This window comes from Hyphomicrobium sp. MC8b (assembly GCF_905067615.1).
Lineage (GTDB): Bacteria > Pseudomonadota > Alphaproteobacteria > Rhizobiales > Hyphomicrobiaceae > Hyphomicrobium_B.
This window is the reverse complement of sequence record NZ_LR898465.1, coordinates 1,226,216-1,252,724: the sequence shown is the minus strand read 5'-3', so window position 1 is coordinate 1,252,724 and position 26,509 is coordinate 1,226,216. Positions and strand designations below refer to the sequence as shown.

Below are 26,509 nucleotides of genomic sequence, written 5' to 3'. Positions count from 1 at the left end.
CTGCAATGAATGTCATGCCCAAAGCCGTATCTCAGCCAGCGGGCGGCGCGGGCCTGTGTTCGCGCCCCGCCTCCGGCGAGCAGACGACGGCGTCAGGCACGCACACGATCACGTGGCAACTGCCGGAGGAAACGCCGGTTGCGTTGCAGATTAACTCGTCGCCGTACACCGTGATGATGTCGACGCCGGCAAACCTGCGCGACTTCGCCATCGGCTTTCTCGTCGGCGAAGGCATCGTGCCGGATCCGAGCAAAATCCAGGGAGTCCTGGTGATGCCGGTCGACGGCGGCATGGCGGTTGATGTCGCCGTGCCGGAAGACGCGATCGACTCGACGCGCCTGTCGCGACGCACGATCGAAGCCCGCACCGGATGCGGCCTTTGCGGCGTCGAAGAAATCGAGTCCGCCGTTCGTCCGCTGAAACCGGTGCATCGCTCATGGTCGCCATCGCCGGATGCCATCCGCCGCGCCGCGCAGAACTTATCGGATCAGCAGCAGATGAACCGCTTCAACCGCTCCGTCCACGGCGCGGCTTGGGTGTCGAAGGACGGGGAGATCAAGCTCGTCCGCGAAGATGTCGGCCGCCACAACGCCCTCGATAAGCTCATCGGCGCGCTTTACACGCAGAACATCGACCGCAGCGAAGGCTTTGTGCTGATGACCAGCCGCTGCAGCTTCGAGCTTGTGCAGAAAACCGTCACGGCAGGCATCGGTGCGCTCGTCACCGTCTCGGCGCCGACCGCACTCGCCCTCGAACTGGCGACGAACGCCAATCTCTTCCTCGCCGCACTCGGCCCTGGCGGCCCTGTCATCTTTAATCGTTGAACGCTTTCCCATCCAACAACCAGAAAATTACCTGACGATGCAAAGCTCCGACATCATCCGCATGACCAATCAAATTGCCGCTTATTTCGAGTCATATCCGAAGCAGGAAGCGATCGACGGCATCGCGATGCACATCCACAATTTCTGGGAACCGCGGATGCGCAACGAGTTGAAGTCCTACATCGACGCTGGTGGAAAGGACCTTTCGCCTCTCTTCCTCGAAGCCATGGCTGCTTATTACAAAGGCCCGAAATCGCCGGTGAAGCAGGCCGTCGTGCAGAACAAAGACAAAGTCGCGCCGAAAGGCGCTATGCCGAGCACCGCCAGCGGCGGCGGCGACGCGGGCTGAGAAGCCGCGCCACGATTTGGGAAGCGATTATGCCCTCTCCAAGACCCAGCACTAAAAAAGGCGGCGTGGAACGACACGCCGCCTTTTGAGTTTCAAACGTGGCAATTCACTCTGCAGCGGCCCGGCTTGCAGCCAGCACCTGATCGCGCAGCCGCCCGGACACTTCCGCCAGATGATCGAAACCGAACGTGAACGAGCCGACGCCTGCCGTCGCTGACCTCAGGTCGATGATCAGGTTGTCCATTTCCGCTTCCGGAATATGCGCCTCAATCACATCCCATCCCGGCCAGCCCGAACGCGCATCGAACCCCAGGATCTGCCCGCGCCGCTGCGAGATGATGCCGTTGATCCGCGCGTTTGCTTCCGACGGCACCGCAATCGACACGGCCATAATCGGTTCGAGCAGCACGGGATTGCACTTCGGCATACCTTCCGTCATCGCCAATCGTCCGGCCTGACGAAACGCCATGTCGGAAGAATCGACCGAATGGAATGAGCCGTCAGTTAGCGTCACCGCGACATCGACCACCGGAAACCCGAGCGGCCCTTCGCTCAAATAATCGCGCACGCCAATTTCGACCGAAGGAATGAAGTTCTTCGGAATGACGCCGCCCGTGATCTTGTCGTCGAACGCAACTCCACTTGATCGCGGCATCGGTCGGATGTCGAGTTTCACGTCGCCGAACTGCCCGTGTCCGCCGGATTGCTTTTTGTGCCTCGCCCGCACCTCCGTCGCCGTGCGGATTGTCTCTTTGTAGGCGACGCGTCGCTTCTCGCGCGTAACGTCGATGCCGTACTTGCGCATCAAGCGTTCGAGCGCCACGCGCAGATGCATCTCGCCCTGACCATGCAGCAGGATTTGATGCATGTCGGCGTTGTGTTCGAGCGTCAGTGAGGGATCTTCGTCCGTCAGCTTCGCAACGGCCGATGACAGCTTCACTTCGTCCTTGCGATCCTTGAGTCCGAGACCAATCGCCAATGCCGCCTGTGGAGCTTTCACAATCGCCACCTGCGCCGCCGCCGACTTCCCAACCGCAATCGTCTCGCCGGACCTGATGGAATCGAGCCGCCCCAGCGCCACCGTTTCTCCGGCTTTCGCCGTACCACGCTTAGAAGTTTCTTCCCCGCGAATGCTGAAGACGCCGGCGACACGCTCCTCCTGCCCTTGCGCACCCGTCACGGTCGCTCCGTCGGCGATCTCACCGGCAAAAACGCGCGCGAACGACAGCTTACCACCCGCCTTCGTATGCACGCTCTTGAACACGTAGGCCGCAGATTTCGCACCATCGAGCTTCAGCCGTTTGGCGGTGTCTTCAACGGTCGGGCATTCGTGCCGCAACACTTTCAAAAGCCGGAGAATGCCGTGCCCATGCTCCGCTGAGCCGAGCAGCACCGGACAGATCAGTCCGTCGCGCAATTCCTTCGTCAGATCCTCAAACACCCGATCGTTGGGCGGCGGAATATCAACGAGCAACTGCTCCATCAGCTCATCGTCGTAATCGGCGAGCTTTTCAAGCATCTGGAACCGCGCCTCCTTCTCGCGTGCGGCGACGGCTGACGGCAGTTCGATAATTTTGCTTTCGGCATGCTCGCGATAGACGTAGGCACGCTCGGACGCGAGGTCGACGAACCCCGTCGCGATGCCGTTTTCCCAGATCGGAATCTGGCGCAGAACCAGGGGCTTGGCGCTTGCAGGCTGAAGACTTGGAATGACATCGCGGACCGGCACGCTCGAGGCGTCGATCTTGTTCAGGAACAGCAGATGCGGCACCCCGGCGTCGTCGAGCTGCTTCAGGATCACCTGTAAGGCTGACACGCGCTTCGGGTCCGGCTCGCACACCACGACTGCCATGTCGCAAGCTGGAAGCGCCAGCGCGCCCTCGTAGGCGAATTCGACCGAGCCTGGACAGTCGATGAAAGTGTATTGCTCTCCGAGAAACGAAGCTTCCGCAACATTGAGCCCAACGCTCATTACGTGGTCGCGAGCCTCCGGGGTACTGTCTCCCACCGTCGATTTCGCTGAGATCGATCCGGCCCGAGAAATCGTACCGGTTCGCGCCAGGATCGCTTCGAGAAGTGTGGTCTTACCACTTGCAAAGGGTCCGATGAGCGCCACGCATCGCGCGCCCCGGACCCCGCCTCTACCACTTTGAGTGCCGTTTCCGCCTTTTGGGCCATCTGAGCTTGTCATGATTGCCTCCGATTGCGAGGCGCGCGACCTTTACCGGCCGCACCCCGCACCTCGGAAGGGAGCGGCTCTGGCGATGCTCGCTCCAAAGATCGGACAGCACAACGATCTTCGCCGCACAGTTTTGTGAAGGCTTCTATTGCAACGCGATATAAAGACAATTCGAGGGAGATTTATTTTGCGCTGCCAAACCTACTTTGCGGCGCATGTTTGTCGAACGGAGTTCGAAAGCGAAAAATAACTTGAATAACTTTATATTCGTCGCATTGTGAACTCTTCCGGTGTTTCGCGCGTTCTAGGGGTACTGGCGAGAGATGCGGGATGGGCCAGAGGGATTTGGCCCAGAAATGCGAGGCAAGGTTATGAGTATCGAAACACTGATGTCCGCGGCTAACGCCGCCGGATACGTCATGGCCGCCGAGGAACAACTCCCCGAGACCTTCGGCGCCGAGCCGACGGTTTTCGAATTTAAAGCGCAGCCAGCGACAGAAATTGCAATCTGGCGGCCGGTCGTCCCGGCAGTCGATGGCAAACCGATTACGAGCCAGCTCGCCCATGCTTGGGATTGGTTCGCCGAACGGTTCATGCCGCACGGCGCGACTCCGGCGTAAGGCTTCGGCAAGCCACCAAGTTGCCGATCGAATTTTCAAGCGCGCGACCGAAATCGCGCGCTTTATGTTTTTTAGCTGAGATTTCCGCAGAACCGCTGGATGCGGGTGCAGGCGTCCTTCAAGGACTCGGTCGAAGCCGCATAAGAAACGCGGAATGATGGCGAGCCTTCAAACGCCGCACCGTGAACCACGGCGACGCCCTCTTCTTCTAAAAGGGCCGTCACGAAAGCTTCATCGTCCTTGATGACCGTGCCGCCCTTGCTGGTCTTGCCGATAGTCGCCTTGATGCTCGGATAGACGTAGAACGCGCCTTGCGGCTTCGGACACTGGATGCCCTTCGCCTGGTTGAGCATGCTGACGACGAGATCCCGTCGCTCGACGAAGATCTTGTTGTTGGCAGCAATGAAGTCCTGCGGCCCGTTCAGAGCTTCGACACCCGCCCACTGCACGATCGACGACGGGTTCGAGGTCGACTGCGACTGCAGCTTGCGCATGGCGTTGATCAGTATTTCCGGACCGGCGGCATAACCGAGACGCCAGCCGGTCATGCAGTAAGCCTTTGACAGGCCATTCATCGTCAGCGTCCGCTCATAAAGCTTCGGCTCGACCTGCGCCGGCGTTGCGAACTCAAGCCCATCATAAAGCAGGTGCTCGTACATATCGTCGGTCAGCACCCAGACGTGCGGGTGACGAAGAAGAACGTCCGTAATGATCTTCAGATCGGCAGCCGAATAGGCGGTGCCGGTCGGGTTCGACGGCGAGTTGAAGATGAACCACTTCGTCTTCGGCGTGATCGCCTTTTCGAGCGCATCCGCCGTCAGCTTGTAGCCGTTTTCGAGCGTCGTCTCGGCAAAAACCGGCTTGCCGCCGCCGAGCAGCACGATATCGGCGTAGGACACCCAGCATGGCGCCGGAATGACGACCTCGTCGCCCGGGTTGAGCGTCGCAAGCAGCGCATTATAGAGCACCTGCTTGCCGCCCGTGCCGACCGAAACTTGGCTCGGCTTGTAGTCGAGACTGTTGTCGCGCTTGAACTTGGCAACGATGGCCGCCTTCAATTCGGGGATACCGTCGACGTCGGTGTACTTTGTTTTACCCTCGTCGAGCGCCCGCTTGGCGGCGTCCTTGATGTTCGGCGGCGTATCGAAATCCGGCTCGCCCGCGGACAGCGAGACAATGTCCCGACCCTGCGCCTTGAGCTGGCGCGCTTTGGTCGAAACGGCGATGGTTGCGGACGGTTGGATGCGGTTCAAACTGTCGGCGATGAAGCCCATGATCGAAGCGACCTGTAAACGAGGTGAGGAAACGGACAAGACTTCCTATTTCGCAGCGGCGAGATAAGCGGCGCGGACCCTAATTGCAATGTATCCGCGCCGCAAGTCGCGCTTTTGCAGGGCTCTTATCGCCATCGTGAGATCATGATGCAGGCGGGACACGAAGTGCGGACGAATTCGTGAGAACCAACCAATTGATCCACCGGCGCCACAATCCGAACCCACGTCCGCCCAGATGCAAAGGTCAACTTTGCTTTAATGGAATGTCATTACCAAGTTGATGCTGAGCGGGAGGTCTTGAGACAATGAGTGTGAGTGCTGATCCGGAAACGCCTCCGCGCGCGAAAACTCGCGCTCATCCGAAATATCGCCGCCTCGTGCGTCCCCTGGTGGACGCCGTCGCGGCAGGTCTCCTCTTCACGATCGTCAGTTCGACACTGATCTGCAATCACGCCAAGGCCGGGATCGTGCCCGCAGCCTTCACCGGCGTCGCCCAGGCGGCTCAGAAATCCGCGGCTGAAAAGGCCGTCGCCCAGCCTGGTCCGCAGCCCATTGTCCAGATCGCGACCGCGACGTCCTCGGCCGACGCCGTTTATCGCCAAACAAGCGTAATGGCCGCATGGGGCCTACTTGGAGTTGCATTTTCTCTGATGACAGCGCTAAACTTGGCTATTCTGCGGCATCTGAAGCGCGCTTATGCGGTCCCTACCCGGCGTTTCCCACTCACGAAATAGAGTTATTGGCTGATGAGGCGAGCAGCGCTATTGAATTGCCGTAATCTCGCCTGTACGTCTGAGGATAGCAACAAGGTTGCATTTGGACCGGTTGTTGCCCTGATAGGAATGCTGGAGACGGAAGCATGACGAAGCAGGAAGTAACGCGCCCTCTTTGGTTGGGTTTGGCGGCTGGTTCCACAGTGGCCTTCGCCGGGTTGGCGTTATTTTTCGCTAGCAGCGAGTCGGTCCTCCGCTCGAGCTTTCAAACGGCTCTGAACGACCGCGCCGAAATTCACACCAAACAAGTCAGACAGGTCGCATCTCTCGCACCGACGACGCCGGTTTCTGGCTCCGAAGACTTCTGGCTTTCGGCCATGCGTGACGGCACCACGCCCGTCACCAAGGCGGTCTCGGTCGGGGATCAGATTTCGCTGGATCTTGGCGGCGTCCATCGCACGCTCGAAGTTTCGACCGTCTCCGATTTCACGCCGCAGATCACCCAGATCGACACCTCGACGACCCCGACGCACCTCGTTCTCGTCACTGCCCGTGATCTGAACGATTCAGGAGCCCGGCCCGTCCGTTTCGTGATGGAAATTCAGCAGAGCGGATTGCCGGTCGTGGCTGGCGGACGCAGCGGCCGCACGCTCTGATTTTCGTGCTGTAATTCTGATCGTTCAGCTTGGTCGCCAAACGGCGCTTACCAAGCCAGCGCCTTCTTATCTTCGAAAAAGCCGCCGTTCGGGCCGTCGCTCGCAAGCGTCGCCAGCCAGATCGCAGTTTCCGCACCTTCGGCTGGCGAGCGCGGCGCTTCCGCTCCGCCCATTCCGGTCCGCACCCATCCCGGCGAGCACGCATTGATCTTCACATCCGCGCCCGACGCAGCCGTTTCAGCCGCTGCAATGCGCGTCAGCGCGTTGAGCGCCGCTTTCGAAACCCGATAAGCGGGAAATCCGGCGCTCATCCCGTTCAGTTGCCCCGCTCTCGACGACATGTTGACGACCCGCCCGAACCCTCGCGCCATCATACCCGGAACCAGCGCGCGAATGATTGCTGAAGGCCCCAAGACATTCGTCTCCCACGTTCGCCGAAAGACATCGTCGGTCATGTCGAACAGGCTGGCGGCAAACCCGCCGGGGCCGTCGATGAGAACGGCGGCGTTATTGACGAGAATGTCGATCGGACCGTGATCGCGCGCGATGCCATCAAGCGCCTCTGGAATGCGCCGCGCATCTGCCACGTCGAGCACAGCGGGGGTGACCGCCGCGCCGGCCTTGCGGAACGCGTCGGCTGCCTCGCGGGCTTTCTCAGTGGAACGCACACCCGCCAGCACACGCACCCCGCCCGCCGCAAGCCCGCACGCTATCGCAAAGCCGATGCCGCGATTTGCGCCCGTTACAAGTGCGAGCTTTGCGTCCTTGCCCATCACCATGAGACCTCTGCCCAGCGTTTTCGCAACCGAACATAACGCCGGACGAGCGACCAAACAAAAACCCCGCCGCAAGCGACGGGGTCTCTCACCTAGACGTATCAGAAGAAAAAGCTTTTTTAGCTCTTCTTGGCCTTCTTCATCTCGGCCTTGCAGTGCGCGCGGAACGTCTTGCGCTCTTTGCCGTGCAGACCCTTCGCGTCGGCCTGCTTCGAGCATTCGATCGATTCCGGCGTACGCGTCTTCTCGGCAGCAACCGCTGCGCCTGCGCCAATAACGAATGTGGCCGCAACGGCTGCAGCGATCAAACGTGTGGTGATCATTGTGGTCTCCATGTTTTTTTCAGGGTCGCCCCGATGAACCGACAAAGCCCAGCTTGGCAGGTTCATCGCCCCCCCGCCGGACAGACGCGCATGTAACGCCCCTTCCCGGTTTCCGTTTCGCTATCACGCCACTTGGCACGACCGAACATACTGTTCCGTAAGGAGAACATTTTTGCGGACAGCGAGGCTCGCAATTTCGTACTATTGCTTGGCCGTGACACTGTGGCGTGAAAACAGCATTTATGGACCGCTAGGCATTTCCTATATTTACCCCGTGTCGCCCTCATCGAAAGCATCCGGCCGCAAGGCCCCCCGCGCCTCCCGCGGCAAATCGGGAAAACCGACTGCTCCGCCCATCGAGACGGAAGCAGGCACGCCGGGCTTTGCGGAATCGAGCGCCTATTTTGCGCCTGCCGACTTCTCGGGCCACAAATCGGCCAACGGCCTTCCTAGCCTGCCCGCCCTGCGCCAGTCCGGACCGCGCCCGCCCATGGGCAGCGAGAGCCTGACCGACAGCCTGACGGCCCTCCTCACCAAACCCGAGGAGCGAACCGATCGTGCCCGCGAAATCCTCGCCCGCCAGCCGCTCATGGCGACGCATCCGATCGTCTCCGGCGGCATGCCGACGTTCGTTCCGCATCGCCCCGACCGGCCGGAAAAGAGTGAAGGCGGTGTACGCTTCAAAATCGCGTCCGAGTTTCAGCCAAGAGGCGACCAGCCGCAAGCCATCGCCGAACTCGTCGAAGGCGTCAGCAAACACGAGCACAATCAGGTGCTGCTCGGCGTGACGGGCTCCGGCAAAACGTTCACAATGGCACACGTCATCGAAGCGACGCAGCGCCCGGCGCTGATCCTCGCGCCGAACAAAACGCTCGCCGCCCAACTCTACGGCGAGTTCAAGAGCTTCTTTCCTGACAACGCGGTCGAGTATTTCGTCTCGTATTACGATTACTACCAGCCCGAAGCCTACGTCCCGCGCACTGACACCTACATCGAGAAGGAATCCTCGATCAACGAACAGATCGACCGGATGCGCCACTCCGCGACCCGCGCGCTGCTCGAACGCGACGACGTCATCATCGTCGCGTCCGTCTCCTGCATCTACGGTATCGGTTCGGTCGAAACCTACACTGCGATGACGTTCACGGTGCGCCAGGGCGAACAGCTTTCGCGCGATCAATTGCTGGCCGACCTCGTCGCACTTCACTATCGCCGCAACGATCACAATTTCATCCGCGGTTCGTTCCGCGCGCGCGGCGATACCGTCGAAGTCTTTCCGGCTCACTTAGAAGATCGTGCCTGGCGGTTCTCGATGTTCGGTGACGAAATCGAGAGCATCGTCGAGTTCGATCCGCTGACCGGCACGAAGACCGACGAGCTGGCGCTCGTGAAACTGTACGCCAACTCGCACTACGTGACGCCGAAGCCGACGCTGCAGCAGGCCATCAAGTCGATCAAGGCTGAGCTGAAGCAGCGCCTCGACGAGCTTTACAATGCCGGCAAGCTGCTCGAAGCCCAGCGCCTCGAACAGCGCACGACCTTCGACATGGAAATGATGGAAGCGACTGGGTCCTGCGCCGGCATCGAAAACTATTCGCGCTATCTGACGGGCCGCAATCCGGGAGATCCGCCGCCGACACTGTTCGAATATCTGCCCGATAACGCCCTCGTCTTCGCCGACGAAAGCCACGTCACGGTCCCACAGATCGGCGGCATGTTCCGCGGCGACTTCCGGCGCAAGGCGACGCTCGCCGAGTACGGCTTCCGCCTGCCGTCCTGCATGGACAATCGCCCGCTCCGCTTCGAAGAATGGGACGCGATGCGCCCGCAGTCGGTGTTCGTCTCGGCGACGCCCGCGAGCTGGGAACTGGAACAGACCGGCGGCACCTTCGCCGAACAGGTCATTCGCCCGACGGGACTGATCGACCCTATCGTCGAAGTGCGTTCCGCGAAATCGCAGGTCGATGATCTGTTGGATGAAGTGCGCCAGGTTTCGCAAAAGGGCTATCGCACGCTCGTCACGGTGCTGACGAAACGCATGGCCGAAGACCTTACCGAATACATGCACGAGAACGGCGTGCGCGTCCGCTACATGCACTCCGACATCGAAACGCTGGAGCGTATCGAGATCATCCGCGATCTCCGTCTGGGCGCGTTCGACGTGCTCATCGGCATCAACCTGCTGCGCGAAGGTCTCGACATTCCCGAATGCGCCCTCGTCGCTATTCTCGATGCGGATAAGGAAGGCTTTCTGCGTTCGGAAACATCCCTTGTGCAGACCATCGGCCGTGCTGCGCGTAACGTTGACGGCAAAGTCATTCTCTACGCCGACCAGATCACAGGCTCGATGGAACGAGCCATCGCCGAAACGACGCGCCGTCGCGAAAAGCAGATGGCGTGGAACGAAGCCAACGGCATCACGCCGGAAAGCGTGAAGAAGAATATCGCCGACGTGCTGCAGTCTGTTTACGAGCAAGATCATGTGACAGTCGATGCCGGTCTCGCGGACGGCGACAAAGTGCAAACGCTCGGACACAACCTACACGCCGTCATCGCCGACATGGAACGGCGCATGAAAGAAGCCGCCGCCGATCTGGAATTCGAAACCGCCGCGCGCTTGCGCGACGAGATCAAACGCCTGCAGCAAACGGAACTCGCAATCTCCGACGACCCGCTCGCGCGCCAGTCGGAGATCGAGGACAAGTCCGGCGGCTTCAAAGGCGAACGAAAATACGGCGCGAAAGCGAATGTGCCGCCGGCTGCCGGTTCTTCACGCGTAAAGAACGAATACGAGCCGGTTCAGCCGACGCATGCTCAGTCCACATCACGCATCAAGAAACCTTCGCTCGACGACATGGGTCCAGGAACAGATCGCCCTGTGCCTGCTCGCGCGCCGACCGTCGACAGCCGCGCGAAAGCTGGCGCATTCGGCGAACGCATTTCCGGGCCGCACAAGCCGACCCTCGACGAGATGGGCCCGCACGCATCGCTGCCCGTGAAGTCCGGAGAGAAACCGTCACGCATTACGACGCCGACACGTACGCGGGAATTCGACGACGATAGCGAGAAGAAGAAACGCCGCGGCCGCCCGCGTAAAACCGGCCGCCCTGGCCAATAAACACGCGACAATAACGGCGTTCTTCGCACTGCGGGGAACCTCGCCTGATGCACATGGTTGTCCCTCAGTTGTGCAGCAATCGAGGAACCTCCAATGCCAAAGATCTCGAAAGCGAAAATCCTTATTCTAGCGACTGATGGCTTCGAGCAATCCGAACTCGACGTTCCGCGCGAGAAGCTGAAAGCCGTCGCGCAGCTTGTGCATGTCGCAGCACCGAAGGAGCGCAAACAGAAAGACTCGATCATCGGTTGGGAGAACAAAGACTGGGGCAAGCCCGTCAAAGTCGACGTCGAACTGAGCGAAGCTTCAACGTCGCTCTACGATGCGATCGTACTTCCTGGCGGGCAGATGAACCCCGACACGCTCCGGCAAAGTCCTGAGGCGGTGAAACTCATCAAAGCATTTTTGGCGGAAGGCAAAGTCGTCGCTGCGATCTGCCACGCTCCGTGGCTGCTGATCGAAGCCAACGCCGTCCGCGGCCGCAAAGCGACATCTTACGCCTCAATCAAAACCGACATGCTGAATGCTGGAGCACAATGGGCCGACGAACCCGCGGTATCCGACCAAGGCATTGTGACGAGCCGCAACCCCGGTGACCTCGAAGCCTTCGTCGCCAAGATCATCGAGGAAATCGAGGAAGGCAAACACGACCGCGCCGTTCTCGCGGCCTAGCGTCGTCTCAAATTTGCAAAACGCGATGATACGAAGTGGCCGCTGCGTTAGCGGCCATTTCTACTTTTGCAAACCGCCTCACCCCGCGAGTGCGCGCGGCGGCTTCTTCGGCGAAATCTGCAGGCTCTTTAAGATCATCAGCAGCGTCTGGCGCAGCGCTTCGTCCACCGTCTCGACGATGTGACCCGGCTCCGTCAGGTTCGCCGGAACCCAGACGAGCTGCGTATCGACGGTCCGCCAGCTGCCGAAATAGTCCCGGCCCTTGAGAACTGTCACACCGGTGCCAGCCAAGCCTTCCCGGACGGAAAAGCCGCTGAGTGTCACCTCCGGAATATCTGCAAGCTGCTGCAGAAGTTCGCGATCAGGCGTTGCCCATTTCATCGTGCGGTCTCGTTTTCGAATCGAAAAGAACGGTTCGACTGCCGAAATTAGGCAACGAAGGTTGCACAAGGGTTGACGCCATACCGATTTCGGACATGGCCTTTTGGACCGCGCCCGTCCGGCGCATAGCCCCGGCGGCCAAGTCCGGATATTTGTTCAGATGACATTCGTAATGTGACGTCGCGTGCCGGGAAGCCGCGAAACGCTTCAAAAGAGGGGTCGCGGACATGAAAGATGAAAAACCCGACGCCAGCCAGAACCCGACGGCTGCCGATATCACGACGCCGTCTGGCGACCCGGTCATTCGCACGATCGCCATGCCCGCCGACACCAATCCGGCGGGCGACATCTTCGGCGGTTGGATCATGTCGCAGATGGACCTCGCGGCAGGAAACGCCGCCGCCCGGCTCAGCCAGGGTCGCTGCGTGACGGTCGCCGTCGAAGGCATGAGCTTTCACTCCCCCGTCAAAGTCGGTGATGAAGTAACGGTTTGGGCGCTCCTCACGAAGCGCGGCCGCACATCAATGACGTTCGAGGTCCAGGCATGGCGGCGTCCGCGTGACGGCGAAGTTCAAGCCTGCGTGACGCGCGCGCATTTCACGTTCGTCGCGCTCGATGACAACGGTCGGCCGCGCCCCCTGCCCGACCCGCGCAATGGCTCAACCTGGGTCTAAACTCCCGCTGAAGGGAAAAAACATGAGACATGGTCTCGCCTACCGGCACGTACTTCCCGCGGCCGTTTTAATGGCGGCGCTCGCGACAGCAGCATTCGGCACTGACTTTGCCGATATTGCTGATGGCCTTCACGTCGGCCTGCTTGCGCTCGGCTTTCCGAAAACCGACGCGGCACGCGTTTGCAGCGTCTGCACGCCTGCGCGCGAAAAGGCGAGCGACCTTGCGCCGATTGATCACTTCATGGGCGGCCCGAAGCGCATCATCCTGATGCGTCACGCCGACAAGACCGACGACCCCGATAACGAAGACCTTTCGGATGCCGGCGTCGAACGCGCCAAGCGCCTGGCGACGTACATCCCCGAAACCTTCGGCAAGCCCGACATCATCGTCGCGACTGCGGGATCGAAACATTCCGACCGGCCCCACGAAACGATGGAACCGCTCGCGGACGCACTCGACCTCAAAATCCAGGATTATTTCAACAAAGATGAGTTCGGCGATCTCATCGATGAGATCCTGAACGACCCAGACTTCAAGAACAAGACGGTCGTCATCTGCTGGCACCACAAGGAATTGCCCGCCATCGCCGCGCTGCTCGGCGCACCGGCCGGCAGCTATCCCGATCCTTGGCCGAAAAACGCCTACAACATTGTCCTCGACCTCCAATACGATCCCTTTTCCGGCAAACCTCCGAAGGTGTCGCGCGTCATCGAACCGTTTTGATCGCCGTGCGTAACTGCCGGATTGAAACGCCGGCAGATCGTCGTCGCATTGACGCTTCCAGCATCTCTGACTACACGCGGGCGCGTGCTTAGTTGGGGCCGGGCGCCGATGCGGATATGCGCCGCGATGACACCGTTGAGGGACACGACGTGCTGAGTTCTGAGGAAAAAAGTGCCGACGGCAACAGCGGCTGGCTTGGCGCGCTTTGGAAAGCCTGGTGTGGGTACAGGGAAATAACCGCGACGTGCCACCCGGATGGCGGTCCTGGCCGCATCCTGTTGATGCGCCACGCCGAGAAGACCGGCAAAACCGACGACATTTATCTTTCGACAGACGGAATGAAGCGTGCCGAACGGCTGGCGACCTATATTCCGCAAGTCTTCGGTAAACCAGACTATATCTATGCAGCCGCGCGCTCGAAGCGGTCGATCCGCTCGATCGAAACGGTAAAACCGCTCGCCGCCACCCTCGGCATTGAGGTTCAATACCACATCGAAGACAAGCAGTTCCGTTCGCTCGTCACAGAGATTTTCTCGAAGCCCGAGTATCGCAGCAAGACCATCGTCATCTGCTGGCATCACGGCAAGCTGCCGGAGATCGCGTCCCTTCTGGGCGCGCAAAAAGGGTCTTATCCTGATCTCTGGCCTCAGGACTGCTTCAATCTCATCCTGGATTTCCGCTACGACCCCAAAACGGATGCGCCACCGATCGTCGCACAGATCGTCAATCCGTTCTAAAACCGGCATCAAAATGAAACCGGAGTACTGTAGAATCGCCCCCATATACGGGGGGCTGCGCCGGCCATTACCCTTTTAGTGTCGCCTCGCGGCCACACATTTCGGCGTGAACGCGAACTACATGCATACGGCTCGCAAAACGGCGAACATCAGACAATAATGCGCGCCGCTTGTGCAGCCCGCATTCTGGGAAGGAAGGCTTTACGTGATGCGCAATCTGAGATGTGCAACGTCGGTGTCGGCGTGGACCTCCGCCATCGCCGTGGCTTTAGCAGTTTCGGCGGCACCGGCATGGGCCGCATCGGACAACCCATTCGTCACCCTCGCAGGAACGTGGGGCGGCTCTGGCACGGCCCGCTTCGATGACGGCAAGACCGAAAGCCTGCGTTGCAAGGGATACTACACCAACAACGGCAACCCGCATAACCTCGGGCTCTCGATCCGCTGCGCCAACGCGTCTGCCAAATTGGAACTGCGCGCCAATCTCGTCGATACCAACGGCGCCGTCAGCGGCAGTTGGGAAGAGCGGACATACAATCAGTCGGGCACCGTGCAGGGACGCGCGACGGCCAGCCGGATGACGCTCGCCATCAGTGGCGGCATCACCGGTACGATGACCGTCTCGATTTCGGGCGGCACGCATTCAGTGACGGTCGCTTCCAGCGGTCCGTCGTTCAAGGGCGTGCACATTTCCATGTCGCGTTAACGGGAATCTGCCACACTTCCGGAAATTGGAGATTTCGATGCGCGCACGACTGCTGGCTCTCGTACCCGCCCTCGCCGCTATGCTCGGCACGACGGCGCTTGTTCCGGTTGCAGATGCCGGCGGCATCGGCCGTCTGAAAACAAACTATAAGCCGGGCCAGATCATCACGGCCTATAGCCGCTACGGCAACGGCTCGATCAGAAGCGTCGTTCGACCGACGCAGGTGGGCTGGCAGGTGAAGCTGCCGAGCGGCAACTGGACCTACTGCCGTCGCAGTTGCGAAGAAACATTGCGCGTGCAGACGATCGACTACTTTTCGGGCGGCAACTCGATCGACGATGGCGGCTATGGCTCGCTTGCCCGCGAATGCGGCATCTTCGGCTGTCTGGGCGGCTCTTACGAATTCTCGTTCTGAGCGGCTTCTGATCTCTAGCGGCAGCGGCCTCAAGCTCTGCCCTATACGAGAAACGGATTGCTCGTCCGCTCGTGCCCGAATTGACTGGGCGAACCGTGCCCACAAATGAAGGCGACATCGTCGCCGAGCGGTAGCAGCTTCGTCTTGATAGCGGAGATCAGCGCCTCATGATCGCCATACGGAAAGTCCGTACGTCCGATTGAGCCGCGAAAGATGACGTCGCCGACGAGCGCAAACCGCTGCGGCTGGTTAAAGAATACGACCGAACCGGGCGAGTGCCCCGGACAGTGAAAAATCGCGAACGTATGCCCGGCGACCGTGACCGTCTCGCCTTCGTCGAGCCAACGGTCCGGCACGACGTTGCGGACACCGGAAAAGCCGTACATCTCGCCCTGCTTTTCCAGTGCATCGAGCAGGATCGAGTCGTTCTTGTGCGGGCCTTCGATCTTGACGCCGAGCCTGTCGCGCAATTCCGCCGCGCCACCCGCATGATCGATGTGCCCATGCGTCAGCAGGATCTTCTCGACCGTCATGCCGGTCTCTTTGATCGCGGCTTCAATACGATCAAGATCACCACCCGGATCGATAACCGCGCCGACCTTCGTCGCCTCGTCCCAGATCAAGGTGCAATTCTGCTCGAACGGCGTGACGCGAACGATCGCGGCCTGCAGCGGGGATGAAACGTTCGCGCGCGGTTCGCTCATGAGATTTGCTCCGTATTGCCGACCTGGGTCTTAGCGCATCTTGCGGTGCAGGTAGCAGCGTCGCATTGGCGCAAATATCGGCACAGCAGCGGCCTCTGCCCAACCACCCCCAGATAATCTGCCTAATTAATAATCATGGTTCATTGCCTTTCGGCATCTCCGCGCCAAAGCCGAATCGCACGATCGTCCGCATACGCTCAATTTTTGCTCAATACGGGAAGAAGCAACAATGCCGAACACAATCAGTATTGCACTAAGCATCGCTGTTTCGGCTGCTGCGTTTGGGCTCGCCTCTCACCCGGCACACGCCAACGACTGGAATGGGTTTTCGGTCGGAATTGGAGGCGGTTACGGGGTCACCAACAATGAAATGAAGATCGGTCCCGGTCCCGACGTGACGGGAATAAGCGGCGGCCTGGATATCAACGGGCTCAGCGGCACCGGCGGTTTTTTCACCCTCGGCGCCGGTTACGACCGCGTTCTCTATAACAAACTGCTCGTCGGCGCATTCGTCGACTACGATTTCGCCGACATCGAGACAAAGGTCTCGCTCGGCATCCCGCCCGCCGACGATCTGAACGCGAGCGCCAAATTCAAGATCGATAACCAGCTCTCGGTCGGTGGCAAGGTCGGATATTTGGTTTCACCGACGACGGTCTTCTTCGCGACGGGCGGCTACGCGCACGCCGAAACGAGCGATGTGGATGCCTCGGTTTCAACGGCCAGCGGCGGCGGCAGCGGAACGCTCGCGAGTGTCGGAAGCTTCAACGGCTATTTCTTCGGCGGCGGCGCCGAGACGCTGATCGGCAAGGGATTCAGCGTCAAGGCCGAGTATCGCTATACCTCACTTGAGGCCGAAAACGCGACGGTCCTGCCTGGCAGTGGTGCCAGCGACTTCATATCCGCGTCGATCAAACCGCAGATTCAAACGGCGCGACTGTCGCTCAATTATCGCTTCGGCGATGACAGCAACGACGCCGCGACCAATCCGCAGCCGCCGATTGTCAACAGCAATTGGACAGGTCCCTATATCGGCATCGGTGCGGGCTACGGCGTCGCGAACAATAAGGCGACGGTTGCAGATCGCTCATCGCCGCCGGGATCCATCTTCAACGTCGCCCTTGATGGCCTCGGAAGCGACGGAGGACTGATATCTGGCACGGTCGGTTACGACCTCCAGCTCCACACACGCTATGTCATCGGCGCATTTTTCGATGCCGACTTTGCCAATCTCAAAAACCGCAACACCCTCAGCTTGACAGACGGCATCGATACTGTTGGCGCCGGCACGATCTCGAAGTTCGACAACATGCTGATGGTCGGCGGCAGGTTCGGATATCTCGTTACCCCCGACACGCTGGTCTTCGGAAGTGTCGGCTATGCCAACGTCGGAATGGATCCGATGACGCTCAACGCGGGGTTCTCCGGAGCGAGCACTGGTATAGTGCTGATCGACGGCCAGCGATTTGACGGCTTCTTCGTCGGCGGCGGTATCGAAACGAAAATCTGGGAGTCGCTGTCGCTTAAGGCCGAATATCGCTATGTCGATCTCAGCCGCGATGAGGTGACGTTATTGCCGAACGACCTTCCTCAAATCAATCAGTTCATCTCGACCAAATTCGATTCCACCATCCAGATGGGCCGCCTCTCGCTCAACTATCGCTTTGGCGCTCGCGAAACGCCCGACGCTCCGTTGAAATAGCGCGGTGGGAAGCTTGCTGCACTCCGCATGCCTCCCAAAAACACGACAAGGGCCGTCATGGCCCCTGTGCGCGTGATCGCAATGACGCTCTGGCCTACGCGGCCTCGGAGCCTTCATCACTCGGATCGCGAAGAACGTAGCCGCGGCCCCACACCGTCTCGATGTAGTGCTTGCCGCCGGTCGCTGCCTGCAGCTTCTTACGAAGTTTGCAGATGAACACGTCGATGATCTTGAGCTCGGGCTCGTCCATGCCGCCGTAGAGATGATTAAGGAACATCTCCTTCGTCAGCGTCGTGCCCTTGCGCAGCGAGAGCAGCTCGAGCATCTGATATTCCTTGCCCGTCAGATGCACGCGCTGATTATTGACGTCGACCGTCTTGGTGTCGAGGTTAACGCGAAGATCGCCCGTCTCGATGACCGATTGCGCATGACCTTTCGAACGGCGAACGATCGCCTGGATTCGCGCGACGAGTTCGTCCTTGTGGAACGGCTTCGTCATATAGTCGTCGGCGCCGAAGCCGAGACCGCGAACTTTGTCGTCGATGCCGGCAAGGCCCGATAGAATGAGAATTGGCGTGCCGACCTTTGCCACGCGCAGCGTCTTCAGAACTTCATAGCCGCTCATGTCGGGAAGGTTCAGGTCGAGGAGAATAATATCGTAATCATAAAGTTTGCCGAGATCGACGCCCTCTTCCCCAAGATCCGTCGTGTAAACGTTAAAACCTTCCGACTGCAGCATAAGCTCGATGCTTTGCGCCGTGGCACTATCATCTTCAATGAGTAGAACCCGCATGACCGTCCCTCTGGTGCCCTATCCGATCCGTGTCCGCGCTATGTCTGCTCTTTGCTCAAAGTGAACGCACTACAGTCGAGCTAAGCGATCGTTAGGAAGTTAGCGACGAGAGGTTAACAAACCCTAATCCGCGTTAGCTATTTCACCATACTGTCGGAATGCCGAAACACGTCAGCGTCCGCAGCCGATGATACGGCTTTCACGATCTCGGGTCACGCGCCGTCGATAACGGGACAAAGTAATCCCGTTCGCGCCGGACAACGGCCCGCCACAAGTTGCGATGTATTAGAACTTGCCCCTCTCGACCCGCTAACAGACCCTAAGCGAAACCTCTCTCTGGGGCGCCCACCCCATTGATTGGCCTATACAATCGCCTCGCAATCCATATACGGCTCGAATCAAGAGCTAACAGAATTCGCGTCATTGCCCTAGATGGGTTATGGCCAAAATCTGCCCCCAAACGAAACGACCGATCAGAATTAGTTACGCGTTGCTTTACCGCAACTTAAGTGCAGAATGTTATTTAGAGTATTGAGGGTCCTAAAGAGCTGTTGCAACGCAGCCTCTTGCCGGATTTAAGGTATTTCTTCCTGGTTGCTGTAGCAGCAAAGCCTTATCAATGATCTGGCATGCTTCTTGGATACCAGGGTTCGAATGTGTTTGGGGTATCGAACGATGAAGTCACGTGACCTGGCCATCCGCCTGAAGCGTCGAGAAGTGGAAGAGAAGTCCCGAAAGGTTGACGATCTCGAGCGCATTATTCGCGAATTTGATCAAATGGCTGCTGATTTGGAACGCCAGATCCAGCTCGAAGAGGATCGCACCGGCATTCGCGATCGCGGGCATTTCTCCTACTCGACCTTTGCGAAGGCCGCCGCCCAGCGCCGCGACAACCTCCGGCAGTCGACGGAAGGCCTCCGCGAGAAGCTTACCGCCGCCGTCCGCGAGCGCGATGACACCGTCGAACAGTTTTCCCGGGCCTCCCAGCAGTCCCAGAATATGGACGATCCGCGCCCCGGCCGCCGCGACCGTCCGCTCGGCTTCACGGCCCTTCGCTGAGCCTTGCGCTCCGGGCGAACTTGGGTTGTGTAGGCCGTCAGAAAAAGGCAGGCTTCAAGGCGGTGCCCGAAAGGCGCCGCCTTTTTCATTCCAAATTCTGTTGGCGGTGCGGCTGAAAGTGCTCCGCCCCCTTGCCCAAACGTAACGCGGCGGGCAGGAGTCTGTACCGTTGCAGTGCTCAGAATGACGATTCGATTGGACTGCACTTTGGGGGAAGATGTCGCTTCGCCGTCCATCATGCATGGCCGCTTCAGCGCTGCTTTTGGCTGCGTCGCTATCGGGTTGCGCAGGCAATACCCCTGAACTGCCGTCGCTCGGCGCGCAATCGACGGCTGCAACAGCACCCACGCCCGTCACGATGCCGACGTCGCCAACGACAGCACCCGGCGACCCTGAAGCACCTCCCGGCACTCCCATTCGCGGCGCTGTTGGATCGGCAACCACGATCTATTCGCACATCGCGACCGGTGCAATGGCCTGCTGGTTCTCGGCGAATGGACCGCTCAAGAAAGATTATATCTTCCATGCCGCGGCCGACGCGCCATCGCGCGGCACCGGCGGCAAGGCCGTGATCACAATCCACGTGCGTGATCCGTCGCAGGCCAACCCGCGTGGGCTCAAAGCCTATCTGGTTCAAATCGAGCCAACCGGCGAAGAAACCGCCAGCGTCACCGTCGAAAACCGCAAGATGTCGGACGCCTACGCCGCCGCCATGACCGACGACATTTCCCGCTGGTCGAAAGGCGAAGAAGGCTGCCACGGCCCGACGACCGTCGCCGCGTGGCCTCCACCACCAGGCGACGCCGTCGCGTCGGCAACAAAACCGGCAAAGACCGCGAAGAAGCCCAAGACAAAGGTCAAGGCTGCGCAGGCGAAACCTGCCGCGCAGTCTGCTTCTCAACCGTAACACAGTTGGACACGGCCAAACGGCCCGCAAGCGCGAGCCGCCGCGTTCACCTCACGAGGATCGCGAAGTTATTCGCGATAGTCCTGCAGGCGCGTCGCCCGAAGACCCGGAAGACCATGCTTGTCGATCGAACGCTGCCACGACAAAAACTCGTCGACGGTCAGCGTATATCGCTCGCAGGCCTCCTCAATGCTGAGCAGTCCGCCGCGCACGGCAGCAACCACTTCAGCCTTGCGGCGAATAACCCAACGTTTCGTATCCCGCGGGGGAAGATCTGCGACTGTAAGCGGAGACCCATCGGGTCCGATCACATAGCGCCCGCGCGCTCTCATCTGCTGTTCGGTCATGATACTCGATACACACTCTTGACCACGGCTCAGTTATAACCGGTTTGCGATTAAATTAGCACTAACCCATTGAGTGAAAAAGACTTAAATAGGCGTGCCAATTCCAACATTCCGGCCACTGAAATAGGGCGCCGATGAGGCGAACTGTTCCATTATGACCCAATCGCTAACCGTAAGTCTTTCTCAGCGAAAAATGGGCCAACGGCAGCTTCCGGATGACACACAGCCTTGCCGATGGCAGATTTGAGAACTATTGATTACACGCTATTCGAATTGGCGGTGGCGCCATCCAGGCTGCGTCACGGTAGTTGTCTGAATCTGTTCAATCTTTTGAAGGATAGCGGCACAGGGATAGCGTTGCAGGGGCCGACCGATGGCCCGCTTTGAGTTACCCTAGCCTCTGCTTGATCACCATGACTCAGTCTGAAACGACATTTGCCAGCCGCGGCACGATGACCAATCCCGCCAACACGCCCATCGCGGTGCCGGCCGCTCGCAAGCGCGTGGTCGTCGCCATGTCCGGCGGCGTCGACAGCTCAGTTGCCGCGGCAATCATGAAGGCAGCCGGCCACGACGTCATCGGCGTCACGCTCCAGCTTTACGATCATGGGTCAGCCACCGGACGCAAGGGCAGCTGTTGCGCCGGCCAGGACATTCACGATGCCCGGCGCGTCGCCGAAGCTCTCGACATCCCCCATTACGTTCTGGACTACGAGACGCGCTTCGCCGCCAAGGTGATCGAGACGTTCGCCGAGAGCTACGTCGCCGGTGAAACGCCGATTCCGTGCGTCACCTGCAACAACGAGATCAAGTTCCGCGATCTTCTCGACACCGCCAAGGATCTCGGCGCCGACGTGCTCGTCACCGGCCACTACGTGCAGCGGCTCGAAACCGAGCACGGCCCCGTCCTTGCCCGCGCCGTCGATGCCGACCGCGACCAGAGCTATTTTCTGTTCGGAATCACAAAAGAGCAGCTTGCGTCTCTGTGGTTCCCGATCGGCGGCATGCGCAAGGCCGATGTGCGCGAGCTTGCCCGCTCGTTCAATCTGCCCGTCGCCGATAAGTCGGACAGCCAGGACATCTGCTTCGTCCCGACCGGCAAGTACACCGACGTGATCGAACGCCTGAAGCCGACCGCGCTCGATTCCGGCAACATCGTCCACCTCGACGGTCGCATTCTCGGCCGTCACGACGGCATCATTCACTACACGGTCGGCCAGCGTCGCGGCATCAAGATCCCCGCCGCCGAGCCGCTGTACGTCGTGCGCCTCGACGCCGCCCGCAACGAAGTCATCGTTGGGCCGCGCTCGGCGCTGACGACGACCGGCCTGATGCTCCGCAACGTCAATTGGCTCGGGGAAAAACCGCTCGAAGACGTCGGTGCATCTGGACTTTCGCTGTATGTTCGCATGCGTTCGTCACAGAATCTTCGGCCCGCACTGCTGCAAATCGAGCAAAATGCTGCGGTCAGAATTGAACTTCATGACGGTGAGGAAGGTATTGCGACCGGTCAGGCGTGCGTGTTTTATGCCGATAACGGTACGGAAGGACGCGTTCTCGGCGGGGGCTGGATTGCCAAGACGATCAAGGCAAACGGTGCCGAGCCTCGCGTTGCGACGACGATGGCCGAGTTGGGACGCTAGGCGCATCGAGCAAGATTGTTTGCGGACTGATGGAGATCGGCAGTGAGTGATAACAAGCCTTCGAGCTTCCGCTCCGCGACAGCGCGGTCGGAAGCACAGAAAGGGCGTTCTGCAACGAAGGTTCTTCAACTCGATGAAGGGCAGGTTCGCGACGCTTACCGCCGATGGGCGCCTGTCTACGACTATACCTTCGGAGCCGTTTCGACGGCTGGCCGCCGACATGCCGTCGAGATCATCAACTCCGGGTCTGGGCGCGTTCTCGAAGTTGGCGTCGGCACCGGCTTGTCACTTCCGAACTACAAGAAACACCTCGACATCGTTGGCATCGACCTCGCGCCTGAAATGCTTGAGAAGGCCCGCGAGCGTGTCAAAGCCGAAAAGCTGACGAATGTTTCCGGCCTCCACGAGATGGACGCCAGCAATCTCACTTTCCCCGACAACACCTTCGACACGACGGTTGCGATGTACGTCATCACCGTCGTTCCCGATCCCAAGAAGGTGATGCTTGAACTCGCACGCGTAACCAAGCCCGGCGGCGAGGTCATGCTGGTCAATCACTTCAGCCAGGACGAAGGCGTCCGCGGCTGGGTCGAGCGCCAGATGGCACCGTTCGCCGACCTCGTCGGCTGGCATTCCGTCTTCGACGTCTCGCGCGTCATGGTCTGCCCGGACCTGAAGCTGATGGACCGCAAGGCACTCCGACCCTGGGGCATCTTCACGATGATGCGCTTCCGCAAGGACGAAGGTTCGGCTTCCCGCCGCCCCGAAGCGGCGGAATAGCCGCCAGCCCTCAACCAATTGCCGAGATAAGCGGTTCGGCGGCATTTTGAGACGGCGCGCCGTGTTGACAGAAAGGCACGGCGCTCCCTATAGACGGTCCCTCGACGGCGCAGCGCGCCGCGTGTGGCGGGATAGCTCAGGTGGTTAGAGCGGCGGTCTCATAATCCGCAGGTCGGCGGTTCAAGTCCGCCTCCCGCTACCAATAAGCCACCCTTAGCGCGACAAAATTTGTCTCCCCTCATCTAGCTTACCTTCGCCAGCGCGAAGCATGGGCGCGATCAATCAGCGTGAAAGGTGCATCCAACGCACATTTCTCGCTCGCTTCCCTGGCGTCGTGAAGAAAATGATCATTGCCCCGCGCGGCAATCGCGCGCGGTCATTATGCCTGCGTTCCAATCTTAGGACGAACTCGGCGGCCGGCACTCCGTTGCAAAAATCACCATATCGGATTTGCCGGCAAATTGGGACGGTTCGGCCTTCTCCCAGCGCAGACGATGCAAGGCGCCTTCGATCGCAAGCTCAATTCCGCCCGGCTTACCTACACCGGGATTGTTCTTATCGCCTGGACTCGATAGCTTATTGAAATATTTTCGATGTGAGCATTGGGGGGAGATATTTTCGATGGAATTGGGCGCCGAGTTCGCAACTCGTTTCGCATTTGAAGAACGTGGATACGCAAGCCGAGGGATGGTTATTATCGGCGACGGATTCGCCTTCGGCGAGTGCCTAAAAAAATCAATAGAGAGAGGGCTTGTGGGCGACCTCGCAATTATTTGCGAGGCCAACGTCCAAACTGCCGCCCCCGCTCGAACATGACACCCGGACATCGCGACAGAGGCGACAACGAATTTTGGACATGTGGTGAGACTTCATGCTGATGCAGGACGCGACCATCGAGACAGTCATTTCTATTCTCGAACAGACGGGCGAGAGCAAAAATCCATGGCTGACCGCTCACCAACTTCGCTATGCTGAAACGCTGAAACGACTTTATGCCTTTGATGGCGAACGAACCGCTGCTCTCGAACTCGGCGCGACCCATATCTTTCAATACATCCTTGCCAAGATGGGTTTCGAGACTGTCTATGGAACTCAATTCCGCTCAAGCCCCGAGCAAGCAGATCGGAAACCATTTGAACTCACCGTGGATGGCTTTCCGATGCGGTCGACGTTCCTCACGGTGAACTTTGAAGAGGAGCCTATCCCGCTGCCGGACGAGAGCCTTGATCTCGTCCTTTGCTGCGAAGTAATCGAGCACATGGACGTCGATCCGATGTTTTTGATGTCAGATTTGAATAGGGTTCTTAAACCCGGCGGTGCACTGCTCATGACAACGCCAAATTGTACGTCTTCCCAGAATGTCTTGAAGATCCTGCATGGATATCGCCCGCATTTCTTCATGCAGTACATGAAGAACCGAAGCCCCTACCGGCACAACTTCGAATACGATGTCCACGCCTTATTGGCTCTGACGCGGGCTGCGGGATTCGAATGCACAAGCTTGGAGACCGTTGACACCTTTGGAAAGTCCTCGGAAGAGGCTCTCGAATTTCTCCGCAAAAATGACCTTTCTACCGCCAATCGCGGCGATAATATCTTCTTCATCGGAAAGAAGAGCGGCCCAGTGATTGAGCGCTGGCCTCCAGAACTCTATGTTTGAGGCGTATTCACCAGCGATAGCATCGCTAAACTGGCGTGGCGTCCATGCCCCAGCTAAAATGTAGGACGTCGAAGGTCGCAATCGGGGCCTGCATAAACCTTCGCTGCAAGATTGACGACCGCAGCTTGAGCTGCCCGTGCCGCCGCGAGCACATGTGGGACGGGCATAACAACGTTCCTTGCCTCATGCCCCCATGAATGCACGGCTGCCTTTTCTCAAATCGATGACAATGTCAGCCTCGGGCGAGGTTCGCGGGTTAGAAAACGCTGTTTCATCGGCGGCGGCTCGTCCGCATGTGCTTACCGCAGCCGATAGGCCATCAACGGCCCTCCTTTATGCACCCGCCCCATAGGAGACCGCATGTCCATTTCATCTGTCGGCAACTCGGACGCCTACGCACGCTATCGCCAGCAGGCGCTCGATCTCCTGGCTTCGCCCGGCCAGCAGATGCAAGCAGGTCAGACGGCAGCCCTGTCCTACATCACGCCACCGGCCACGACCGACCCTTCCGACACCAATCCGTTCGCGACCAAGTTCAAAACCGATCTTTCGATGCTCAACGGCTCGAATGACGGCAAATCGCACGCTCATGGTGCGCACGGCCACCACGGCAAAGCCGACGCGACATCGCAGACGAGCGACAGCACGGCGACTACCGATACGGCCGCGACCGACCCGCTCCAGCAGACGCTCACCGAATTCGCCAATCTCCTGAAGACAGCCGCCGGCATTGCTGCGGTGATCGCCTGATCCAACAGGCGACAAGACGGTTACTCGCGAAGCCGCACAGCGGTCTCAGTCGAAATCGACTTTACGGCTTCGCATTTTCTTCACCTGCCCGCGCACGGTCTTTGCTTTGATGCGCTCTTCACGGGCCCCGCGCGACGGCTTGGTTTTGATCCTGAGCTTCGGCCGCACTAGCGCTTCGGCAATCAACTCAGCGAGGCGCGCACGCGCATCCGCCCGGTTCTGCTCCTGACTTCGAAACCGGTCCGCCTGGATGACGATCACGCCATCAAGCGTCAGCCGCCGCCCCGCAAGCCGCTTCAGGCGCTCACGGGCGTAAGGCGGTATCGAGGTGTTGGCTTTCAGGTTGAACCTCAGTTCGACTGCCGTCGACACCTTGTTGACGTTTTGGCCACCCGGTCCCGACGCCCTGACGAAGCGCTCTTCGAGTTCCGCTTCGTCGATGTCGAGCGCATCGGAAACGCGCATCGCGCTGCTAGTCCTTCTTCGCGGGCGAGAAGAACATCAGGCGGTTGAAGAACGGATCGATGACTTTGATCTCGCGCGTCCCCCACGGCATCGCTTCGATCCCCGGCCGCATATACTTGTAGCCCTTCTCCATGATCTCAGCGTGATAGCCGTCAATATCGTCGACGGCAATTCGAACTGCGCTGCCTGGGGCTGCGTCCCCATGATGCTCGGAGAGATGGATGATGCAAGCGCTCCGCGTGATCTGCGCATAAAGCGGCGTGCCCGGCTCGAACCGATGTTCCCAGTCGAGCGTGAACCCCAAGAAGCCAAGGTAGAAGTCTTTGGCCTTCCCCTCGTCGAATATCCTTAATATCGGCACGGCCGGAGAGATGTGCATAATCATCAATCAAAAATTGTAGACAGAGGAAAACACCACTATTGATTGCTAAAAACTGCGGCATAGTATTCGCGATTGCGAAATTCGGGAACAACCCTCAGGAGGAGATCGTAAGGCAGTTAGTGCGCATACGGAATATAGCCCCATTTCGCCCTACATTGCGCCCTATTTGTAGCATT

The 26,509-nt window shown here is 59.4% G+C and carries 29 protein-coding genes and 1 tRNA gene; 20 read left to right on the top strand and 10 right to left on the bottom strand.

What is annotated here, in order from left to right:
* Positions 1-5 precede the first annotated feature (5 nt).
* Both fdhD and ACLB1Z_RS06105 read left to right on the top strand, forming a co-directional pair.
* A complete protein-coding gene (gene fdhD, locus ACLB1Z_RS06110; protein ID WP_409562505.1) occupies positions 6-824 on the top strand; it encodes a formate dehydrogenase accessory sulfurtransferase FdhD in 819 nt (272 codons plus the stop codon).
* A 37-nt stretch (positions 825-861) separates the two neighbouring features.
* Positions 862-1,173: a formate dehydrogenase subunit delta gene (locus tag ACLB1Z_RS06105; RefSeq protein WP_409562504.1), complete on the top strand. Its 312-nt coding sequence runs from the start codon at positions 862-864 to the stop codon at positions 1,171-1,173.
* A 106-nt stretch (positions 1,174-1,279) separates the two neighbouring features.
* Here the strand turns inward: ACLB1Z_RS06105 and ACLB1Z_RS06100 are convergent, their stop codons facing one another.
* The gene (locus ACLB1Z_RS06100) at positions 1,280-3,364 is read right to left on the bottom strand and encodes an elongation factor G (RefSeq protein ID WP_409562503.1); all 2,085 of its coding nucleotides are present in this window, start codon (positions 3,362-3,364) and stop codon (positions 1,280-1,282) included.
* Positions 3,365-3,723: 359 nt separating this feature from the next.
* Between ACLB1Z_RS06100 and ACLB1Z_RS06095 the strand changes: the two genes are divergently transcribed.
* Positions 3,724-3,972, top strand: a complete 249-nt coding sequence (locus ACLB1Z_RS06095) for a hypothetical protein (protein ID WP_024275499.1) — start codon at positions 3,724-3,726, stop codon at positions 3,970-3,972.
* 71 nt (positions 3,973-4,043) lie between these two features.
* Here the strand turns inward: ACLB1Z_RS06095 and ACLB1Z_RS06090 are convergent, their stop codons facing one another.
* Positions 4,044-5,246, bottom strand: coding sequence for a pyridoxal phosphate-dependent aminotransferase (locus tag ACLB1Z_RS06090; protein WP_409563233.1), 1,203 nt, complete (start codon positions 5,244-5,246; stop codon positions 4,044-4,046).
* A 305-nt stretch (positions 5,247-5,551) separates the two neighbouring features.
* On the opposite strand from ACLB1Z_RS06090, the gene ACLB1Z_RS06085 reads away from it, so the two are divergent.
* On the top strand, positions 5,552-5,980 hold the full coding sequence (locus ACLB1Z_RS06085; RefSeq protein WP_409562502.1) for a hypothetical protein: 429 nt from the start codon (positions 5,552-5,554) through the stop codon (positions 5,978-5,980).
* Positions 5,981-6,105: 125 nt separating this feature from the next.
* Positions 6,106-6,615 carry a hypothetical protein gene (locus ACLB1Z_RS06080; RefSeq protein ID WP_409562501.1) on the top strand — a complete coding sequence of 170 codons (510 nt, stop codon included), beginning with the start codon at positions 6,106-6,108 and terminating at the stop codon, positions 6,613-6,615.
* A gap of 47 nt (positions 6,616-6,662) precedes the next feature.
* Here the strand turns inward: ACLB1Z_RS06080 and ACLB1Z_RS06075 are convergent, their stop codons facing one another.
* Positions 6,663-7,388, bottom strand: coding sequence for an SDR family NAD(P)-dependent oxidoreductase (locus ACLB1Z_RS06075; protein ID WP_409562500.1), 726 nt, complete (start codon positions 7,386-7,388; stop codon positions 6,663-6,665).
* Between the two features lie 122 nt (positions 7,389-7,510).
* Positions 7,511-7,714 carry a PsiF family protein gene (locus ACLB1Z_RS06070; protein WP_035576045.1) on the bottom strand — a complete coding sequence of 68 codons (204 nt, stop codon included), beginning with the start codon at positions 7,712-7,714 and terminating at the stop codon, positions 7,511-7,513.
* 274 nt (positions 7,715-7,988) lie between these two features.
* On the opposite strand from ACLB1Z_RS06070, the gene uvrB reads away from it, so the two are divergent.
* On the top strand, positions 7,989-10,832 hold the full coding sequence (uvrB, locus tag ACLB1Z_RS06065) for an excinuclease ABC subunit UvrB (RefSeq protein ID WP_409563232.1): 2,844 nt from the start codon (positions 7,989-7,991) through the stop codon (positions 10,830-10,832).
* Between the two features lie 93 nt (positions 10,833-10,925).
* Positions 10,926-11,504 (top strand): type 1 glutamine amidotransferase domain-containing protein, encoded by a 579-nt coding sequence (locus ACLB1Z_RS06060; protein ID WP_409562499.1) that lies wholly within the window; start codon positions 10,926-10,928, stop codon positions 11,502-11,504.
* Between the two features lie 78 nt (positions 11,505-11,582).
* Here the strand turns inward: ACLB1Z_RS06060 and ACLB1Z_RS06055 are convergent, their stop codons facing one another.
* Complete coding sequence (locus ACLB1Z_RS06055; RefSeq protein WP_409562498.1) at positions 11,583-11,885, bottom strand: hypothetical protein; 303 nt, start codon at positions 11,883-11,885, stop codon at positions 11,583-11,585.
* A gap of 227 nt (positions 11,886-12,112) precedes the next feature.
* On the opposite strand from ACLB1Z_RS06055, the gene ACLB1Z_RS06050 reads away from it, so the two are divergent.
* The 5 genes from ACLB1Z_RS06050 (at position 12,113) to ACLB1Z_RS06030 (ending at position 15,141) form a co-directional block, all read left to right on the top strand.
* Positions 12,113-12,559 carry an acyl-CoA thioesterase gene (locus tag ACLB1Z_RS06050; RefSeq protein ID WP_409562497.1) on the top strand — a complete coding sequence of 149 codons (447 nt, stop codon included), beginning with the start codon at positions 12,113-12,115 and terminating at the stop codon, positions 12,557-12,559.
* A 22-nt stretch (positions 12,560-12,581) separates the two neighbouring features.
* Positions 12,582-13,283: a SixA phosphatase family protein gene (locus ACLB1Z_RS06045; RefSeq protein WP_409562496.1), complete on the top strand. Its 702-nt coding sequence runs from the start codon at positions 12,582-12,584 to the stop codon at positions 13,281-13,283.
* Positions 13,284-13,399: 116 nt separating this feature from the next.
* Positions 13,400-14,020, top strand: a complete 621-nt coding sequence (locus tag ACLB1Z_RS06040) for a histidine phosphatase family protein (protein ID WP_409562495.1) — start codon at positions 13,400-13,402, stop codon at positions 14,018-14,020.
* A gap of 208 nt (positions 14,021-14,228) precedes the next feature.
* A complete protein-coding gene (locus ACLB1Z_RS06035) occupies positions 14,229-14,726 on the top strand; it encodes a hypothetical protein (protein ID WP_409562494.1) in 498 nt (165 codons plus the stop codon).
* A gap of 37 nt (positions 14,727-14,763) precedes the next feature.
* Positions 14,764-15,141 (top strand): hypothetical protein, encoded by a 378-nt coding sequence (locus ACLB1Z_RS06030; RefSeq protein ID WP_409562493.1) that lies wholly within the window; start codon positions 14,764-14,766, stop codon positions 15,139-15,141.
* A gap of 41 nt (positions 15,142-15,182) precedes the next feature.
* On the opposite strand, the gene ACLB1Z_RS06025 is transcribed toward ACLB1Z_RS06030, so the two are convergent.
* Complete coding sequence (locus tag ACLB1Z_RS06025; RefSeq protein ID WP_409562492.1) at positions 15,183-15,845, bottom strand: MBL fold metallo-hydrolase; 663 nt, start codon at positions 15,843-15,845, stop codon at positions 15,183-15,185.
* A 229-nt stretch (positions 15,846-16,074) separates the two neighbouring features.
* On the opposite strand from ACLB1Z_RS06025, the gene ACLB1Z_RS06020 reads away from it, so the two are divergent.
* Entirely contained in the window at positions 16,075-17,547 is a 1,473-nt protein-coding gene (locus tag ACLB1Z_RS06020; protein WP_409562491.1) for an outer membrane protein, read from the top strand.
* A 94-nt stretch (positions 17,548-17,641) separates the two neighbouring features.
* Here the strand turns inward: ACLB1Z_RS06020 and ctrA are convergent, their stop codons facing one another.
* A complete protein-coding gene (ctrA, locus tag ACLB1Z_RS06015; protein ID WP_013946595.1) occupies positions 17,642-18,340 on the bottom strand; it encodes a response regulator transcription factor CtrA in 699 nt (232 codons plus the stop codon).
* A gap of 675 nt (positions 18,341-19,015) precedes the next feature.
* Here ctrA and ACLB1Z_RS06010 point away from each other — a divergent pair.
* On the top strand, positions 19,016-19,399 hold the full coding sequence (locus tag ACLB1Z_RS06010; RefSeq protein ID WP_035575737.1) for a hypothetical protein: 384 nt from the start codon (positions 19,016-19,018) through the stop codon (positions 19,397-19,399).
* A gap of 217 nt (positions 19,400-19,616) precedes the next feature.
* Entirely contained in the window at positions 19,617-20,306 is a 690-nt protein-coding gene (locus ACLB1Z_RS06005) for a hypothetical protein (protein ID WP_409562490.1), read from the top strand.
* Between the two features lie 68 nt (positions 20,307-20,374).
* Here ACLB1Z_RS06005 and ACLB1Z_RS06000 read toward each other — a convergent pair whose 3' ends face one another.
* A complete protein-coding gene (locus ACLB1Z_RS06000) occupies positions 20,375-20,653 on the bottom strand; it encodes a DUF1153 domain-containing protein (protein WP_013216444.1) in 279 nt (92 codons plus the stop codon).
* A gap of 452 nt (positions 20,654-21,105) precedes the next feature.
* On the opposite strand from ACLB1Z_RS06000, the gene mnmA reads away from it, so the two are divergent.
* From mnmA to ACLB1Z_RS05975, 5 genes are all read left to right on the top strand, one after another.
* Positions 21,106-22,296, top strand: coding sequence for a tRNA 2-thiouridine(34) synthase MnmA (gene mnmA, locus ACLB1Z_RS05995; RefSeq protein ID WP_409563231.1), 1,191 nt, complete (start codon positions 21,106-21,108; stop codon positions 22,294-22,296).
* Positions 22,297-22,338: 42 nt separating this feature from the next.
* Complete coding sequence (locus ACLB1Z_RS05990) at positions 22,339-23,076, top strand: class I SAM-dependent methyltransferase (RefSeq protein ID WP_409562489.1); 738 nt, start codon at positions 22,339-22,341, stop codon at positions 23,074-23,076.
* Positions 23,077-23,201: 125 nt separating this feature from the next.
* A tRNA-Met gene (locus tag ACLB1Z_RS05985) sits at positions 23,202-23,278 on the top strand.
* A gap of 675 nt (positions 23,279-23,953) precedes the next feature.
* On the top strand, positions 23,954-24,736 hold the full coding sequence (locus ACLB1Z_RS05980; RefSeq protein ID WP_409562488.1) for a class I SAM-dependent methyltransferase: 783 nt from the start codon (positions 23,954-23,956) through the stop codon (positions 24,734-24,736).
* A gap of 360 nt (positions 24,737-25,096) precedes the next feature.
* Positions 25,097-25,486, top strand: a complete 390-nt coding sequence (locus ACLB1Z_RS05975; RefSeq protein ID WP_409562487.1) for a hypothetical protein — start codon at positions 25,097-25,099, stop codon at positions 25,484-25,486.
* A 45-nt stretch (positions 25,487-25,531) separates the two neighbouring features.
* Here ACLB1Z_RS05975 and arfB read toward each other — a convergent pair whose 3' ends face one another.
* The gene (gene arfB / locus ACLB1Z_RS05970; RefSeq protein ID WP_409562486.1) at positions 25,532-25,951 is read right to left on the bottom strand and encodes an alternative ribosome rescue aminoacyl-tRNA hydrolase ArfB; all 420 of its coding nucleotides are present in this window, start codon (positions 25,949-25,951) and stop codon (positions 25,532-25,534) included.
* Between the two features lie 7 nt (positions 25,952-25,958).
* The gene (locus ACLB1Z_RS05965) at positions 25,959-26,336 is read right to left on the bottom strand and encodes a glyoxalase superfamily protein (protein WP_409562485.1); all 378 of its coding nucleotides are present in this window, start codon (positions 26,334-26,336) and stop codon (positions 25,959-25,961) included.
* Positions 26,337-26,509: the final 173 nt, after the last annotated feature.

Excerpts from the sequence above, each read along its gene's own strand:
- ACLB1Z_RS06045 (WP_409562496.1), top strand. The coding sequence starts at position 12,582 with ATGAGACATGGTCTCGCCTACCGGCACGTACTTCCCGCGGCCGTTTTA.
- ACLB1Z_RS05980 (WP_409562488.1), top strand. The coding sequence starts at position 23,954 with ATGCAGGACGCGACCATCGAGACAGTCATTTCTATTCTCGAACAGACG.
- ACLB1Z_RS06080 (WP_409562501.1), top strand. The coding sequence starts at position 6,106 with ATGACGAAGCAGGAAGTAACGCGCCCTCTTTGGTTGGGTTTGGCGGCT.
- ACLB1Z_RS06090 (WP_409563233.1), bottom strand. The coding sequence starts at position 5,246 with ATGGGCTTCATCGCCGACAGTTTGAACCGCATCCAACCGTCCGCAACC.
- ACLB1Z_RS06105 (WP_409562504.1), top strand. The coding sequence starts at position 862 with ATGCAAAGCTCCGACATCATCCGCATGACCAATCAAATTGCCGCTTAT.
- mnmA (WP_409563231.1), top strand. The coding sequence starts at position 21,106 with ATGACCAATCCCGCCAACACGCCCATCGCGGTGCCGGCCGCTCGCAAG.
- ACLB1Z_RS06040 (WP_409562495.1), top strand. The coding sequence starts at position 13,400 with ATGCGCCGCGATGACACCGTTGAGGGACACGACGTGCTGAGTTCTGAG.
- ACLB1Z_RS06020 (WP_409562491.1), top strand. The coding sequence starts at position 16,075 with ATGCCGAACACAATCAGTATTGCACTAAGCATCGCTGTTTCGGCTGCT.
- arfB (WP_409562486.1), bottom strand. The coding sequence starts at position 25,951 with ATGCGCGTTTCCGATGCGCTCGACATCGACGAAGCGGAACTCGAAGAG.
- fdhD (WP_409562505.1), top strand. The coding sequence starts at position 6 with ATGAATGTCATGCCCAAAGCCGTATCTCAGCCAGCGGGCGGCGCGGGC.
- ACLB1Z_RS06055 (WP_409562498.1), bottom strand. The coding sequence starts at position 11,885 with ATGAAATGGGCAACGCCTGATCGCGAACTTCTGCAGCAGCTTGCAGAT.
- ACLB1Z_RS06010 (WP_035575737.1), top strand. The coding sequence starts at position 19,016 with ATGAAGTCACGTGACCTGGCCATCCGCCTGAAGCGTCGAGAAGTGGAA.
- ACLB1Z_RS06035 (WP_409562494.1), top strand. The coding sequence starts at position 14,229 with ATGCGCAATCTGAGATGTGCAACGTCGGTGTCGGCGTGGACCTCCGCC.
- ACLB1Z_RS06030 (WP_409562493.1), top strand. The coding sequence starts at position 14,764 with ATGCGCGCACGACTGCTGGCTCTCGTACCCGCCCTCGCCGCTATGCTC.
- ctrA (WP_013946595.1), bottom strand. The coding sequence starts at position 18,340 with ATGCGGGTTCTACTCATTGAAGATGATAGTGCCACGGCGCAAAGCATC.
- ACLB1Z_RS06050 (WP_409562497.1), top strand. The coding sequence starts at position 12,113 with ATGAAAGATGAAAAACCCGACGCCAGCCAGAACCCGACGGCTGCCGAT.
- ACLB1Z_RS05965 (WP_409562485.1), bottom strand. The coding sequence starts at position 26,336 with ATGATTATGCACATCTCTCCGGCCGTGCCGATATTAAGGATATTCGAC.
- ACLB1Z_RS06070 (WP_035576045.1), bottom strand. The coding sequence starts at position 7,714 with ATGATCACCACACGTTTGATCGCTGCAGCCGTTGCGGCCACATTCGTT.
- ACLB1Z_RS06085 (WP_409562502.1), top strand. The coding sequence starts at position 5,552 with ATGAGTGTGAGTGCTGATCCGGAAACGCCTCCGCGCGCGAAAACTCGC.
- ACLB1Z_RS06060 (WP_409562499.1), top strand. The coding sequence starts at position 10,926 with ATGCCAAAGATCTCGAAAGCGAAAATCCTTATTCTAGCGACTGATGGC.
- ACLB1Z_RS06000 (WP_013216444.1), bottom strand. The coding sequence starts at position 20,653 with ATGACCGAACAGCAGATGAGAGCGCGCGGGCGCTATGTGATCGGACCC.
- ACLB1Z_RS06005 (WP_409562490.1), top strand. The coding sequence starts at position 19,617 with ATGTCGCTTCGCCGTCCATCATGCATGGCCGCTTCAGCGCTGCTTTTG.
- ACLB1Z_RS06025 (WP_409562492.1), bottom strand. The coding sequence starts at position 15,845 with ATGAGCGAACCGCGCGCGAACGTTTCATCCCCGCTGCAGGCCGCGATC.
- ACLB1Z_RS06100 (WP_409562503.1), bottom strand. The coding sequence starts at position 3,364 with ATGACAAGCTCAGATGGCCCAAAAGGCGGAAACGGCACTCAAAGTGGT.
- ACLB1Z_RS06075 (WP_409562500.1), bottom strand. The coding sequence starts at position 7,388 with ATGGGCAAGGACGCAAAGCTCGCACTTGTAACGGGCGCAAATCGCGGC.
- ACLB1Z_RS06095 (WP_024275499.1), top strand. The coding sequence starts at position 3,724 with ATGAGTATCGAAACACTGATGTCCGCGGCTAACGCCGCCGGATACGTC.
- ACLB1Z_RS05975 (WP_409562487.1), top strand. The coding sequence starts at position 25,097 with ATGTCCATTTCATCTGTCGGCAACTCGGACGCCTACGCACGCTATCGC.